At 71.4% G+C, this 14,567-nt stretch carries 8 protein-coding genes and 1 pseudogene; 3 read left to right on the top strand and 6 right to left on the bottom strand.

Annotated features, from left to right (window positions below):
- Positions 1-89: 89 nt before the first annotated feature.
- The 3 genes and pseudogenes from QFW77_RS19045 to QFW77_RS17445 all read right to left on the bottom strand — a co-directional run.
- Positions 90-1,439, bottom strand: a pseudogene (locus QFW77_RS19045) (hypothetical protein); the annotation flags it as partial.
- A gap of 293 nt (positions 1,440-1,732) precedes the next feature.
- A complete protein-coding gene (locus QFW77_RS17450) occupies positions 1,733-4,072 on the bottom strand; it encodes a winged helix-turn-helix domain-containing protein (RefSeq protein WP_280576089.1) in 2,340 nt (779 codons plus the stop codon).
- Positions 4,073-4,191: 119 nt separating this feature from the next.
- The gene (locus tag QFW77_RS17445) at positions 4,192-4,704 is read right to left on the bottom strand and encodes a hypothetical protein (protein ID WP_280576088.1); all 513 of its coding nucleotides are present in this window, start codon (positions 4,702-4,704) and stop codon (positions 4,192-4,194) included.
- Between the two features lie 242 nt (positions 4,705-4,946).
- Here QFW77_RS17445 and QFW77_RS17440 point away from each other — a divergent pair, with 242 nt between their 5' ends.
- Positions 4,947-7,001 carry a sodium-translocating pyrophosphatase gene (locus QFW77_RS17440; protein ID WP_280576087.1) on the top strand — a complete coding sequence of 685 codons (2,055 nt, stop codon included), beginning with the start codon at positions 4,947-4,949 and terminating at the stop codon, positions 6,999-7,001.
- 158 nt (positions 7,002-7,159) lie between these two features.
- Here QFW77_RS17440 and QFW77_RS17435 read toward each other — a convergent pair whose 3' ends face one another.
- Both QFW77_RS17435 and QFW77_RS17430 read right to left on the bottom strand, forming a co-directional pair.
- Positions 7,160-7,702: a hypothetical protein gene (locus QFW77_RS17435; RefSeq protein WP_280576086.1), complete on the bottom strand. Its 543-nt coding sequence runs from the start codon at positions 7,700-7,702 to the stop codon at positions 7,160-7,162.
- Between the two features lie 247 nt (positions 7,703-7,949).
- Positions 7,950-9,482 carry a M91 family zinc metallopeptidase gene (locus QFW77_RS17430; protein ID WP_280576085.1) on the bottom strand — a complete coding sequence of 511 codons (1,533 nt, stop codon included), beginning with the start codon at positions 9,480-9,482 and terminating at the stop codon, positions 7,950-7,952.
- A 218-nt stretch (positions 9,483-9,700) separates the two neighbouring features.
- Between QFW77_RS17430 and ppa the strand changes: the two genes are divergently transcribed.
- Positions 9,701-10,231, top strand: a complete 531-nt coding sequence (gene ppa / locus QFW77_RS17425) for an inorganic diphosphatase (protein WP_280576084.1) — start codon at positions 9,701-9,703, stop codon at positions 10,229-10,231.
- A 133-nt stretch (positions 10,232-10,364) separates the two neighbouring features.
- Complete coding sequence (locus QFW77_RS17420) at positions 10,365-11,474, top strand: HDOD domain-containing protein (RefSeq protein ID WP_280576083.1); 1,110 nt, start codon at positions 10,365-10,367, stop codon at positions 11,472-11,474.
- A gap of 138 nt (positions 11,475-11,612) precedes the next feature.
- Here QFW77_RS17420 and QFW77_RS17415 read toward each other — a convergent pair whose 3' ends face one another.
- Positions 11,613-14,474: a TonB-dependent receptor plug domain-containing protein gene (locus QFW77_RS17415; protein WP_280576082.1), complete on the bottom strand. Its 2,862-nt coding sequence runs from the start codon at positions 14,472-14,474 to the stop codon at positions 11,613-11,615.
- Positions 14,475-14,567 lie beyond the last annotated feature (93 nt).

Raw genomic sequence — 14,567 nt, 5'->3', positions numbered from 1 at the left:
TCCTCGAGTGTTTCCGGATCGGTATAGCGCACGTCCAGCGGCCCGCCCACCGCGGTGGCGCTGGCGCCGCCGGCTTCGGCGCTGCCGCCAATGGCGGTGGCGTGGTCGGCGAAGGCCACGCTGTTGAAGCCGATCGCGGTGCCCTGCACGCCGTAGGCGAAGGCGCCGCTGCCGAACGCCGAGCTGCCGAGTTCGGCGGCGTAGGCGCCGGATCCGCCGGCGGTGGCGAAATCCCCCTGCGCCAGCGCGGGCTGGTCGTTGTCGGCGCCACCGCCGGCCTCGAAGAAGCGGGCGCTCGCGGTGGCCTCGCGCAGCTGGCCGAGGTTCACCGCATCGTGCTCCTGGGTGCCCGCGGCAACGTTGGCGATCTGGCGCTGGAACGCGGGCAGCGCGTTGCCGTGGCCGTCGATGCCCGGCTGCGCCCGCCCGACCGATACGGTGCCGGCACGGTCGGCATGCGATCCCGCGCCGAGGGCCACGGCATCGGCGGCGTCGGCGATCGCGCCAGAGCCCAGCGCGGTGGCGCCTTCGCCCCAGGCCCGCGCAGCGCGCCCCAACGAGGACGCGAACGCGCCGTAGGCGGCGCTGAACTGGCCGATCGCGGTGCTGGACTCGCCCCCGGCCTCGCCGCCCAGGGCCACGCTGCGGTCGGCGAAGGCCGCGGCGCTCGAACCAATGGCGATGCTGCTGTCGGACAGGACCATCGCGCCGGGCCCGATCGCCGTGCTCCAGTTGCCCAGCACGAGCGCCCCGTGGCCGACCGCGACCGACTGTTCGCCGCCGGCCTCGGCCATCGCGCCGATGGCGGTGGCGGCATAGCGGGTGGCGCGCGCCGCGGTGCCGATCGCGGTGCTCTCCTGGCCCGAGGCCACCGTTCCCCAGAGCTGGTCCTCGCCGGTCATGGCATCGTGGACCAGCATCTGGCCGCCGATGGCGGTCCCGCTGCGGCCGCTCGCCTGGCTGCCCGGGCCGTAGGCGGCGGCATACTCGCCGCCGGCGGAACTGCCATAGCCGGTCGCCGTGGCGGAGGTGCCCGAGGCGAACGCGCCCACCCCGACCGCGGTGGTGCCGGTGCCGAAGGCGGAACTGCCGGCGCCGATCGCGGTGGCGTGATCCGCATCGGCCCAGCTCCAGGCACCGTAGGCGCTGCTCTCGCGGCCCCAGGCCTGGGCCCCTGCGCCGACCGCGGTCGCGTCGCCGGCCAGCGCGGCGCTGCCGCTGCCGGCGGCCAGGGCGCCGCCGCCTTCGGCAAGCGCATCGTCGCTGCCGTCGCCGGCACCGTCGGCCTTGAAATAGCGATCCCCCTCGGCGGCGGCCGGCGCGGCCCCGGCGGCTTCGCCGTCCTCGCCGTTGCCGGTTGCCGGCGGCGAATCGGTCGCCAGCGCGGGCGCGGCGGCGATCAGGGCGGCGATGGCGAGCGCCAGTGTGCTGTGCTTCATTCGGATCTCCTCCAGGGGACAGGGCCGGGAGGTGAGGCCGCGCCGGCGCTGCTCCGCCGGCTGGCTCCCCGCCCGGGCGCCGCGGCCCTCGGGGGCGGTCCGCGGCGGTCCCCGATGCTTCGCGGCGAGCCGGCGCGCAGGCCATTCCAACTCCATGACAACCGTCTTACGCCGAGGTTTTCCCTTTGCGTATCAACCAGTTATCGAGCCGGTGGCGACCCGGCGGGGGGATGGCGAAAGCCGTCGCGCGACCGCCTTCGGCCCGGACGGCGACGCCGCGGATGCGGCGCGGCTCAGCCGCGCGCCGCGGGAGGACGCTGCAGCGGGCCGGGGATCGGGCGCTCCCCGGCCAGGCGCCGCGCGTCCTGCAGCGCCTGCTCCCAGGATTCGGCCTGGCCCAGGGCATGGAACAGCCGGAGCTGCAGCAGGGCGAGATCGAAATCGCGGCGCGCCCAGGGCGCGATCCGCCCCACCAGCGCCGTGGCCTCCGCCAGTTCGCCGCGCTCGATCAGCCAGGGAGCATAGGCGAGCACCGCCTGGGCGATGCTGCCGGGAATGCCCTGCTGCTCGGCGCGCGCCACCGCGGCCCGGTAGCCGGCCTCGGCGTCGGCATGGCGCCCATCGGCGCGGGCGACGATCGCCGCCAGCAGGTGACCGGTGACGGGATCCTCGCCGCTGTCGACCAAGTCTTGCCGCAGCGGCTGGTCGGCCTGCAGTGCGGCCTGCTGCCGCAGCCACTGCATCCGCTGCAGCCGCGAGGCCCAGGCGTCCTCCGACCAGCCGCGCAGCGCCTGGTCGACGATCGCCACGGCCCGCGCCGCATCGCCGCTGCGCAGGGCGAGCTCGGCGCGCAGGGCGTCGGCGCGATGCAGATCGCCGGGCAGCACCGGGCCGTCGCCGTGGCGGTCGAGCAGTGCGTGGGCCTGCTCGAAGCGGCCCTCGCGGATCATCACCTCGGCCAGCCCGAGCGCGATGTTGGTCGCCTGGGTCACGTCGGTGACCTGATCGCGCAGCGCCCAGGCCCGCTCGATGCTGGCACGCGCCTGCTCGGGCTGCAGCAGCCGCAGATGCGTCACCGCCAACGCGGCGTGCATCGACACCAGCTCCTGGATGGCGCCGAAGCGGCGGAATTCCGCCGCCGCCTTGCCCAGGTACTCGACCGACTGCGCCGGCCGCCCGCGCTGTTCCTCGAGATGGCCGAGGTTGGCGTCCACCCGCGCCACCGACAGCAGATCGCCGCTGCGCGCCAGCAGGATCCGCGCCCGGCCGAGGTCCTGCAGCGCGCCGGAGAAGTCGCCCAGGGCCGAGCGGGTCACGCCGCGGCCGTTGAGCGCGCCGCCCAGCAGCGGGGCCTGCGCCTCGGGATCGAGCAGCGCGATCGCCGCCGAGTAGGCGCGCTCGCCCTCCGCGTAGCGGTCGAGCCGCACGCAGATGCCGCCGCGCACCAGCAGCGCGCGGGCGCGGAACATCGGGTCGCTGCGCGCCAGCGGGGTGCGCAGCAGCCTGTCGATCTCGGCCAGGCCCTCGGCATGCTTGCCGGCGCGGAAGTCCACCTGCACCAGGCGCAGCCGCAACTGCGGTTCCGAACGCTGCAGCTCGGGCGCCTCCTGCAGGATCCTGCGCGCGGTCTCGAGCTCGTTGCTCAGCATCGCCGCCTGCGCGCGCTGCAGGCGCTCGGCCAGGCTGAGGTCGATGCCGGCACCGCTGTCGCTGCGGCCGAGCGCGGCGAGCAGACGGCCGCTGGCCTGGTCGGCCGCCTGCACCAGGTCGGCATGCTCGCCGATGGCGTGCCGCGCCGTACCCGCCGCGCCCTCGGCGGCCAGCTCCACCCGCCAGCCGCGCGCGCGGTGCCGCGCCGTGCTGCCGATGATCCAGCCGCTGCCCGCCGCGCGCCGCAGCTGCGCCAGCACCGCCTCTCGCTGCTGGCCGTGCAGCAGCGAGAGAACGCTTTCGCTCGACGCCACCGGCAGGCCGTTGCGGCGCAGCCTGTCGCCGATGAAGTCCATCAGTCCGAGCCGCGCCCAGGCCGCCGCCTGCGGCCCCGACACCTCGGTCGGCAGCACGATCACGGCCCCGGCCGGAGCGGCGGCGGCGGCGCTGCGCTCGGACGCGACAGGGCGGTCGCGCTGCAGCAGCGCCCACCACGCGCCCGCGGTGAGCAGCAGCGCCAGCACGGCCAGCGCGGCCAGGATGCGGCGCTGCCCCGGCGGCGCAAGGGCGGGAACCGGCAGTGCCCCGGCCGGTGTCGGATCGGGCGCCGGCGTCGCATCGGGCGCGGCGCCGTCCTCAGCCGCCGGCGCCTCGGCCAGGACCGCGGACGCCTCCACCGGCGCCACCCAGCGGAACCCGTACCGCGGCACGGTGCGGATCAGCCGCTGCTCCTGCCCGTCGTCGCCCACGGCGCGCCGCGCGCGCAGCACGATCTGGCTCAGCTGGGCGTCGGAAACGTTGTCGCGCGCGAAGATCGCCAGCGCCAGTTCGTCGCGCCCCACCGCCCGGTCCTGGTGCTCGATCAGGTACTGCAGGCACTCGAACACCCGCGCCGGCATCGCCACCGCCCCGCCGCGATGGCGCAGTTCGCGCGCGCGGCAATCGAGGACGTAATCATGGAAGCGGTAGGCTGCGCTCGACATCGGTCATGCGGCCGGCGCAGAACGCCCGCCGACGGCGTGGCTAACGGGAGACCGGCCGGCCGGTACCGGGCCGGGCCTGAGCCCCTAGTATGACCGAAGGCGGCAATCCGGCGGCGGCCTCAGTCGCAGGGTTCGCCCTCGACCCGCAGCTGCGCGGCATACAGTTCCGGCTGGGGGGCATCGCCGGACTCGGCCTGCGCGCGCGCCTCGTCCAGGTAGATCCGGGCGCGCCCCTGGGCATCGGTCTGCAGCGTGCCCTCCGCCGGCCGGCGCCAGATCCGCGCCACCGCGATCTGCGAGGGACAGGCCGCGCCGGGAATCCGCACCACGTCGTTGAGCACCCAGCCGTCGGCCGGGTCGGGCCGGACCTTGTCGGCATCCACGAGCCGGGCGCGCGGCCGGCAGCCGGGGCTGGTCTGCATGACCGTGAACCGGTAGGGCGGATCGGCCTGCCCGGTGAACACGCCTTCGATGCGCGCGCAGGCTTCCGGAATCTGGCGCAGCGTGTGCGCTGCGCCGACCGCCTGCGGCGGCGCGGTCTCGCGCTCGATCTCGGGCGCCTGGGCGGCGGCGGACACGGCGGCAGGCGCGGCCGGCAGGAAAACGAGGAGGGCGGCGAGGATGCGGCGCATGGCGGGGCTCCATGGATGCAGCGCAGCAGCCTGACACGCGCCGGCTGAATCGGGCGCCACGGAAGAGAGGATCCTGGAAGGCGCGGAATCGCGTTTGGCCTGCCCGCGGCCGTGTGCCATAGTCGGCGGGCTCACGCAAACGGCTTGCCGTCGCGGCTCCGACACGACCGGTCGATTGCGGGCGCAGGGGGATCCTCACCGCACCACCTGTTCGTCTTGGCATTCACTCTGGGAGGGGTTTCATGCTGGAGCAATACGGTTTGTGGCTGGCGCTCGCGTGCGCGGCCGTCGCGATTCTCTATGGCGCGATCTCCGCGCGCTGGATCAACCGGCAACCTGCCGGCAACGCGCGCATGCAGGAAATCGCCGGCGCGATCCAGGAAGGCGCGCGCGCCTACCTCAACCGCCAGTACATGACGATCTCGATCGCCGGCGCGGTGCTGTTCCTGCTGGTGGGCGTGTTTCTCAGCTGGGCCACCGCGATCGGCTTCCTGCTCGGCGCGGTGCTCTCCGGCGCCGCCGGCTATATCGGCATGAACGTCTCGGTCCGCGCCAACGTACGCACCGCCGAGGCCGCGCGCGGCGGCATCGGCCCGGCGATGGACGTGGCCTTCCGCGGCGGCGCCATCACCGGCATGCTGGTCGTCGGCCTCGGCCTGCTCGGCGTGGCCGGCTACTGGGTCGTGCTCAACGCCATGGGCATGTCCGGCGCCGACGCGCTGCATGCGCTGGTCGGCCTGGCCTTCGGTTCCTCGCTGATTTCGATCTTCGCGCGGCTGGGCGGCGGCATCTTCACCAAGGGCGCCGACGTCGGCGCCGACCTGGTCGGCAAGGTCGAGGCCGGCATCCCCGAGGACGACCCGCGCAACCCGGCGGTGATCGCCGACAACGTCGGCGACAACGTCGGCGACTGCGCCGGGATGGCCGCCGACCTGTTCGAGACCTACGCGGTCACCGTGATCGCCACCATGCTGCTCGGCTACCTGATGGTCACCGAGGTCGGCAGCAACGGTCCGCTGTACCCGCTGGTGCTGGGCGGCGCCTCGATCATCGCCTCGATCATCGGCGCGCTCTTCGTCAAGGTGAAGCCGGGCGGGTCGATCATGGGCGCGCTGTACAAGGGCGTGATCGTCTCGGGCGTGATCGCCGCGATCCTGTACTACCCGATCACCGCCGAGCTGATGGCCGACAACAGCTACGGCGCGATGAACCTCTACGTCTGCGCGCTGATCGGCCTGGTGCTGACCGGCGCCATCGTCTGGATCACCGAGTACTACACCGGCACCCAGTACAAGCCGGTGCAGCACGTCGCCGCGGCGTCCACCACCGGCCACGGCACCAACATCATCGCCGGCCTGGGCATCTCGATGAAGTCCACCGCGCTGCCGGTGATCGCGGTCTGCGTCGCGATCTGGGCCTGCTTCGCGCTGGGCGGCCTGTACGGCATCGCCATCGCCGCCACCGCGATGCTGTCGATGGCCGGAATGATCGTGGCGCTCGACGCCTATGGCCCGATCACCGACAACGCCGGCGGCATCGCCGAAATGGCCGAACTGCCGCCGGAGGTGCGCGACATCACCGACCCGCTGGACGCGGTCGGCAACACCACCAAGGCGGTGACCAAGGGCTATGCGATCGGTTCGGCGGCGCTGGCCGCGCTGGTGCTGTTCGCCGACTACACCCATGCGCTCGACACCGCCGGCACCGCCCGCGCACTGGAAACCGGCATTCCCTATGTCGCGCTGAGCTTCGACCTGTCCAACCACATGGTGATCATCGGCCTGCTGATCGGCGGTCTGATCCCGTACCTGTTCGGAGCGATGGCGATGGAGGCCGTCGGCCGGGCCGCGGGCTCGGTGGTCGAGGAAGTGCGGCGCCAGTTCCGCGAGATCCCGGGGATCATGGAAGGTACCGGCAAGCCGGACTACTCGCGCGCGGTCGACATGCTGACCAAGTCGGCGATCAAGGAAATGATCGTGCCGTCGCTGCTGCCGGTGGCGGTGCCGATCGTGGTCGGCCTGCTGCTGGGTCCGCAGGCGCTGGGCGGCCTGCTGATCGGCACCATCGTGACCGGCCTGTTCGTGGCCATCTCGATGACCACCGGCGGCGGCGCCTGGGACAACGCCAAGAAGTACATCGAGGACGGCAATTTCGGCGGCAAGGGATCGGAGGCGCACAAGGCCGCGGTCACCGGCGACACCGTCGGCGACCCCTACAAGGACACCGCGGGCCCGGCGATCAACCCGTTGATCAAGATCATCAACATCGTCGCGCTGCTGCTGGTGCCGCTGCTGTAAGCCTGAAGCCTCGTCGCATCGCGTAGCGCCCTCTCCCGCCTGGGGAGAGGGCGCTACGGTCGCGGAATGTCCTCGAAGATCGGGGGTCGGGGAGCGGTCCGGGGACGGGCCGGGGGGGCGACCGGGCAGGAGAGCGTGGCGCGAGTCGCGCGGGCGGCTCAACGCTCGGCTTCGAACGTTCCGGCGGCAACGTCGAACCAGGGCGTGCACAACAGCTGCTGGCGCTCGACGTGCGCGAACGACGCCTGCCAGACCTCGACCCCGCCGACGTCCTCCGGCGCGGTGAATTCGGACTCCTCGAAATCCGCAACGCCCAGGCACCAGCGCATGCGCCGTGCCGGTTCGGCGGTGGGTGGGGCGAACGTGAACTCGCCCTCCAGCTCGGCGCCGGCCGGCAGTCGCACCGCCAGCGGCGTCGGCGGCACCGTCGGGCTGGGACTTGGCAGCGGCAGCGCGATGTGGCTCAGGGTGACGTCGGCGCCATCCTCGCGGAACACCGGGTCGCTCACCGCGCCTGGCTGTTGGCGGCCGGTGAGGACGGCGTGGCGGTTGCCGCGATCGAATACCGCCAGCGCCGCATCGCCGGTGTTGTGCAGCCGGTAGCGGACCCGCAGCGCCTGCTGGCGCGGGTCGTACGCGAAATCGGCCTCGAGCCGCGCGCCATCGCCCTCGACGGTGGTGCTGTTGTCGGAACTTGCCATGGGGGCCTCTGCGGAAGGGATCGGATGCACTTGGCGGCCGCCCTGCGCGCAGGCCGCGAGCGGGGCCGCGAGCAGCAGTGCGCAGGCCAGGCGCTGAAGGGTCGGCAGGGATCGCGGTTGCATGCGGCATCTATCCTTGGTGTTGGCCGTCGCCGGAGCTTAAAGGAAGGCGGGCGGCCCGCGCTGAACGCGGGCCGCCCGTGGTTCCCCTGGCTGTGGCGATCGGCCCTCAGCGCTCAGCGCGCGCTCAGAGCGCGTAGCTGGGGCGGTCCGGCAGCCCAAGTTCGCGGCGCAGGCCGTTCTCGGTCAGCTCGATCGGATTGTGGGTGGTGGCCGGGGTGGCGGGGTCGCCGTCGAAGTCGTATGGGGTGGCGGAGGTCTCAAGGCCTACCGCCTGGCGCTCGGCATTGGGCACCCGTCCGGAGTCCGGGCCCTCCCCCTGGTAGGTGCCGGGCTGGAAGGTGCCGTTGACGCCGTTATAGGCGTGCGACATCTCGTGGTAGAGCACCACTACCGGCGCCGGGAAGGCGTCCATGTGGAATGAGGGGTTGTAGCTGATGTCGACGTCGCCACCGGCGCCCGGCCGGCCGTTGACGATGTCGGCGTCACGGCTGAAGGTCTGGGCGTAGCCGTTCTGCTCGTTGGCCAGCTCCTTGATGGTCACGGTGTTGCCCTTGGCCTCGGCGGCGGCATCGAACTCGGCGAGCATCCGCTGCCCGTTCGGCGAGGAGCGGAGGAACTCCATGTCGGCCTCGACGCGCTGGCGGAAGGCGTCGGAGCCGGTCACGGTGATGCCGCGGTTGCCGACGTCGGCGTCGATCACCACGTTGACCACGGTCGGGGTGGCGCCGGTGGCGGCGTTGATCAGGTCGCTGGCCTGGGCGTAGACGGTGTCGTCCGAACGGGCGCCCTGCACCGTGTCGCTGCCCTGGCCGGCGTAGATCGCGTTGTTGCCGGTACCCGAATGGATCACGTCGTCGCCCAGGCCGCCGGAGATGATGTCGTCGCCGGCCCCGGCGTGGATCTCGTCGTTGCCGGCGCCGCCCTCGAGGTAACCGTCCTGGCCGCCGCCGCGCAGCACGTCGTCCCCGTCGCCGCCATAGACCACGTTGATGCCGCTGCCCCCCTGGATCGTGTCGTTGCCGGCGCCGCCGAAGATGTCGTTGCGGCCGCCCAGGCTCTCGACCGTGTCGGCGCCGGTGCCGCCGTCGATGCGATCGTCGCCGTTGCCGCTGACGACCCGGTCGTCGCCGTCGCCGCCCTCGACCACCATGTTGACCGAGACGTTGGCCGCGGCCTCGATGACGTCGTTGCCGCCGCCGGTGCGCAGGGTCAGCTCCTGCTGCTCGGTCAGGCGGACCTCGTAGACCTCGCCGTTGACGTCGATGTCCAGGGTGCCGTCGTCGCGCTGGCTGATCTGCACGTTGTCGTCGCCCTCGCCGGTGGTGAACACCACCTGGTCGCTGCTGACGTAGGTCTGCCCGAACCCGGCCGGGGCGATGGTCTGCTCGCGGGTCACGGTGGCCTGCTCGCCCTGGTGCAGCTCGGCGTTGCGGATGGTCTTGCCATCGGGCGTCTGGCGGTCGGCCAGGCGCGAACCGGCGTCGCTGCCGTTGATGGTGACGGCGCCGTCCGTGGCACTGTCGCGGGAATCGACCGCATCGATCCGATCGCTGGCAAGCGGCGCCTCGGCGAACCGCTCCTCGTTGTGCGCGGCGTTGTCCCAGTAGGTCTGGGCCGGCTGCGACGCGGTGGGGCTGGTGGCGGAATCGAGGCTCATGGACATGGGCGGGACCTGTGCGGTAACAGTACGGTGACGTATAGATACGCAAAGGTACGGACCCCGCCAAGCTAGGGCGTACCCGAGCCCGGGCGCCCCCTACCGGCGGCAGGGCGCCGTCTCCGCCCGTGCTGCGACGCAGCACGAGTGGCGTAGAATGGCGCCATCTCTCACCTGCGGCGCGCCCTGGCGCGCCCACCCGCTGGAGCCGTACCCGCATGGGCCTGGACAATGTCGCCACCGGCAGCAATCCGCCGCACGAGATCAACGTCGTCATCGAGATCCCCAAGGACGCCGAGCCGGTCAAGTACGAGGTCGACAAGGCCAGCGGCGCGATCTTCGTGGATCGGGTGCTGTCCACTCCGATGCGCTATCCGTGCAATTACGGCTACATCCCCGGCACGATGTGCGGCGACGGCGACCCGGCCGACGTGATGGTGATCCTGCCGCTGCCGCTGATCCCCGGCTCGGTGATCCGCTGCCGCCCGGTCGGGGTGCTGCGGATGTCCGACGAGGCGGGCAGCGACGAGAAACTGCTCGCGGTGCCGGTGGAGAAGGTGTTCGCCGGCTACGCCCACGTCGACGACCTGGACAAGGTGTCGGCGCACTGGCTCGAGCGTATCGGGCACTTCTTCGAGCACTACAAGGATCTGGAGAAGGGCAAGTGGGTGAAGCTGGATGGCTGGGGCGACGCGGCCGAGGCCCGGCGCATCCTGAACGAGGCCATCGAGCGCCACCGCCAGGGCTGAGTGCCGCGGCGCCTTTGGACGGCGATCACAGTTCCACCCCCCGCACCGATGACCCGATGCGGCGGATTGGTTACATTTGCCGGAGCGACACGCCCGGCGCGCGCCTGCGCCGCCGGCACCAGGGGATACCAACTTGCATATTCTCTTCGTTGGCGACGACGCCAGCTTCCCGCCCGGGCTGATCGAGCTGGTTTCGGAGATGGACGGCGACTGGCAGGTCGTCACGGTGGCCGACGGCAGCGCCGCCTCCGAGGCGGCCGCCGCCGGCCCGCTTGACGTCGTGGTGGTGGCGCCGACCCTGCCGGACATGCCGGCAGCGACGCTGCTCGGGCAGATCCGCACGCTGCGCCCCGAGACCTCGCGCATCGCCCTGATCGCCTCCGGCCAAACGCCGCCGCCGCGGATCATCTCGCTGGCGCACCGGTTCCTGCCGCTGCCGCTGGGCCCGGAGATGCTGCTCGAAGCCGTCGGTTGCCTGGAGGAGCTGCGCGAACTGCTCCACGATCCCCGCCTGCACGCGATCATCGGCCGGGTCGAGCACCTGCCCTCCCCACCGCACGTGTACCTCGGGCTGATGCACGCTCTCGAGGAGAACGAGGACACCGGCTCGACGGAGATCGCGCAGTTGATCGCCGGCGATCCGGCGATCGCGGCCAAGGTACTGCAGCTGTGCAACTCCGCGTACTTTTCCAGCGGCCGCGCGATCACCGACCTGCGCGCCGCGGTCACCCGGCTGGGCGTATCCACGCTGCGCGACCTGGTGCTGGCCAGCGAGGTGTTCTCGATGGCCCCGGCCGGCGGCGTCGATCGCTCCACCCTGCAGCAGCGCGCCCTGCTCGCCTCGCGCCTGGCCCGCCGCATGCTGCCCGAATCGAGCGCCGAGCTGGGCGCCACCGCGGCGCTGCTGGCGGACATCGGCCTGCTGCTGCCGGGCGTGCGCAACGAACACACCGGCGAAGGCGAGGCCAACGCTCCGGGCCACGCCGAGGCCGGCGCCTACCTGCTGGGCCTGTGGGGCCTGCCGATGCCGATCATCGAGGCGGTGGCGTTCCATCGCCGTCCCGCGCGCTCGAGCGTGCGCAGCTTCTGGGTCACCGGCGCGGTACACGTGGCGATGTCCCTGGCAAGCGGCGATCCGGTCGACGAGGACTATCTGCGCCGGGTCGGCGTGATCGACCGCTTCGGCAGCTGGCGCGACCACGCCGATGCGCTCGCCAGCCAGGCGGCCGAAGCCCCCGCCTGAGCGCGCATCGCGCTCGTCGCGACTTCCGTCGCTCCCGCCGGGGGCGCCACGGATGGACACGCAACGCCCCTCGGCGTGGGCAAGAAAAAAGGGCGGGCCGAATGGCCCGCCCTTTTTGCGTTGCCGCCGATCCGGGGATCAGAAGCGCTGCTGGTACTTCATGTAGACGAAACGGCCCACGTCGAAGCCGCCGTAGTACGCGAACTGGTTGTTCGGCGAGGTGAACATCAGCGGACCGCGATGGTCGGTGACGTTGTTCGCGCCGAGCGACACGGTGGCATCCCAGGGGGCGCTCCAGCGCACCTGGGCATCGTGGAACACGTTGCTGCCCACCGTCCGCAGGGGCAGGCCCTCGGGTACGTCGGGCGCCGCGTAGTCGGGCTGGTCGCAGTAGTTCTCGTCGAACGAGTCGGTCACCACGCAGCTCTCCTTCATGCCCGAGTAGTAGCGGGCGGTCCAGGAGGCCCCGAAATCGCCCATCTGCCAGTCCAGCGTCAGATTCGAACGGGTGCGGAAGTAGCCGGCGAACGAGTTGCTCGGCGCCGGAACCGTGTCCGGGTTGTTGTCCGCGGTCAGTTCGTGCTTGCTGACGTAGGTGGTCTGCCAGTCGATCGCGAAGTTGCCGTACGCGGTCTCGGGCAGGCGGTAGCGAACACCGAGATCGTAGCCTTCGGTCTCCAGCCGGCCCTTGTTGGTCAGGCCGAAGTTCAGCATGGTGATCACGCCGGTTTCGGGGTCTCTCTCGATCCCGGCGCAGCGCGATTCGACGCCCCGCACGTAGCAGTCGGTGAGGATGTCGTCGACCGAATCCTCGGCGATCAGGTTCTCGATCTCGACCGAGTACCAGTCCAGGCTCAGGTCCAGGCCCTCGACCCACTGCGGGCTGTAGACGATGCCCGCGGTCTTCGAAGTGGCCATCTCCGGCGTCAAATTGGGATTGGAGCCGGTCAGGAACTGGTACGGGGTCTGGCACGGGAAGCTGTCGCAAGGGTCCAGGCCCTGGCCCAGCTGCACGTAGTCCGGGGAGACGCCGGCGGCGGTGCAGGCGGCGTTGCCCGCCACGTTGCCGGGGCCGTTGCCGCACGGGTCCACGTAGCGCTCGAACGAGCCGCCGACGCCGCCGTACAGGTTGTCGATCGACGGGGCGCGGAAGCCCTCGGCCCAGGTGCCGCGGACCAGCAGGTCGCCGGTCGGGCGCCAGGTCAGCCCGAACTTGTTGTTGAGCGTGTCGCCGAAGGTGTCGTAGTCCGAATAGCGGGTCGCCAGGCTGAGCGAGAGCTCCTCGGCTCCGGCCACGCCGGACAGCAGCGGCACGTTGAGCTCCAGGTACATTTCGTCGAGCGAGTACTGGCCCGCCGTGGTGGTGGCGGGCAGGCCGGTGCTGAGGGCCGCCTGGTTGAAGGCGTCGGGGACGAAGCGGCCTTCCTCCTTGCGGTGCTCGTAGCCGACGGCGACGCCGAGATCGCCGGCCGGGAGCGTGAACAGCGTGCCGGAGAGGTTGGCGGTGTAGATCGTCGACTCGGTCAGGCCGGTGTCGTGGTACTCGGGGAACAGGAACGCCTGGACATTGGGATCCTCCAGACCGTTGGGCCCGTTCGCGCCATAGGGCTGCAGCGGGTTCCACGGGGTGCATTCGTCGGCGCCGTAGTTGGTGCCCAGCGCGATCGGATCGTCCACGGTGCCGCACTGCGCCACGCCGTCCTCGTTGATGAAGGACGGACCGAGCGCGGCCCTGGCCGCCACGAGCGAGGCGTCGCCACGACCGTTCTTCAGCATCTCGTTGCGGTTCCAGGAGCCGCCGACGTCCCAGTCCCAGAAACGCTCGCCGATCTCGAACGCGCCCTGCAGGCCGGCCGTGACGCGGTAGGTCTTGAGCTCGTTCTCGGTAATGCGCGGCCGCTCCCACAGGCGGCGGCGGAACTCGAGGTCGGTCCCCGGATACGGGTTGAACGCGCTGTCGCCGCTGAGCGGAGTCTCGAAGGAGCCCGACTGGTAGGGGTAGCCGGCCACCTGCTGGGTGGTGGTGCGGCTGTTGTAGAGCGCGTCGCTGACGAAGCGGATGTCGTCGGTCAGGTCGAACTCGCCGGCGACGTAGATCGAGCGGCGCTCGATGCCGGTCCGCGCCATCATCTGTTCGTTGGAGTTGGCGTACTGGTCGGGCGTCAGCGGGGTGTAGCTGTCCGGATCGGTCGGATCGGCGCCCGGCGTGAGGGTCAGCCACTCCTCGCTCACCGGGTCGAAGAAGGAACCATTCTGCGAAACCGGGCTCCACCCCGCGCCGGGGAAGTCGGGACCGCGCGATCCGTCGCGGGCGTACCACATGTCGCGCGCCCACAGCGGCTCTTCCTTGCCGTAGTCGATGCTCAGGCTGACGCCGCCGCGATCGCTGGTGCTGCCGACGGTGAAATCGAAGGTCTGGATGTCGCCGCCGCCGTCGTCGTATTGGCCGAAGTAGGCATTGGCCTCGGCGCCGTCGAAACGGGTGCGGGTGATGATGTTGACCACGCCGGCGATCGCGTCGGAACCGTAGATCGAGGACGCGCCGTCCTTGAGGACGTCGATGCGCTCGATGGCGGAGGACGGGATCTGGCCGAGATCCTGCAGGCCGGTGGTATTTGCGCCCAGGCGCTTGCCGTTGACCAGGATCAGGGTGCGCGAGGCGCCCAGGTTGCGCAGGTCGACGTAGTAGCCGCCGACGTTCTCGCCGGAAGCGAGCACGTCGCCGCGGCTGATCGCCGGGCTGCCGGCGGAAGTCAGGTTCTGCAGGATGTCGGCGACGGTGGTGAAGCCCTGCTTCTCGATTTCCTCGCGCCCGATCATCAGCACCGGCTGGGCGGTTTCGATGCTCGCCTGGCGGATGCGCGAACCGGTGACCTCGATGCGATCCAGCGTGGTCGCGTCGGAGGCCTGTTCCTGGGCCGCAGCGATCGCCGGTGAAAGCGCCGTCACGATGGCGGCAGGCAACAGGCCCCGCCGCATCGCGGGAATGCGAAGTTTCATCAATTCTCTCTCCAGAATGTGCAACGTTAGTGATGCGTTAAGACGCATCGGGCACGTTACGTAGGTGCGGGCACCGCTGCTTTGCGGCGCGGG

This window comes from Luteimonas endophytica (assembly GCF_029887875.1).
Classification (GTDB): domain Bacteria; phylum Pseudomonadota; class Gammaproteobacteria; order Xanthomonadales; family Xanthomonadaceae; genus Luteimonas; species Luteimonas endophytica.
This window is presented reverse-complemented; position numbering and strand designations above follow the sequence as displayed.

Coding starts and splice junctions, on each gene's coding strand:
- QFW77_RS17450 (WP_280576089.1), bottom strand. CDS start 4,072: ATGTCGAGCGCAGCCTACCGCTTCCATGATTACGTCCTCGATTGCCGC.
- ppa (WP_280576084.1), top strand. CDS start 9,701: ATGGGCCTGGACAATGTCGCCACCGGCAGCAATCCGCCGCACGAGATC.
- QFW77_RS17415 (WP_280576082.1), bottom strand. CDS start 14,474: ATGAAACTTCGCATTCCCGCGATGCGGCGGGGCCTGTTGCCTGCCGCC.
- QFW77_RS17430 (WP_280576085.1), bottom strand. CDS start 9,482: ATGAGCCTCGATTCCGCCACCAGCCCCACCGCGTCGCAGCCGGCCCAG.
- QFW77_RS17445 (WP_280576088.1), bottom strand. CDS start 4,704: ATGCGCCGCATCCTCGCCGCCCTCCTCGTTTTCCTGCCGGCCGCGCCT.
- QFW77_RS17435 (WP_280576086.1), bottom strand. CDS start 7,702: ATGGCAAGTTCCGACAACAGCACCACCGTCGAGGGCGATGGCGCGCGG.
- QFW77_RS17440 (WP_280576087.1), top strand. CDS start 4,947: ATGCTGGAGCAATACGGTTTGTGGCTGGCGCTCGCGTGCGCGGCCGTC.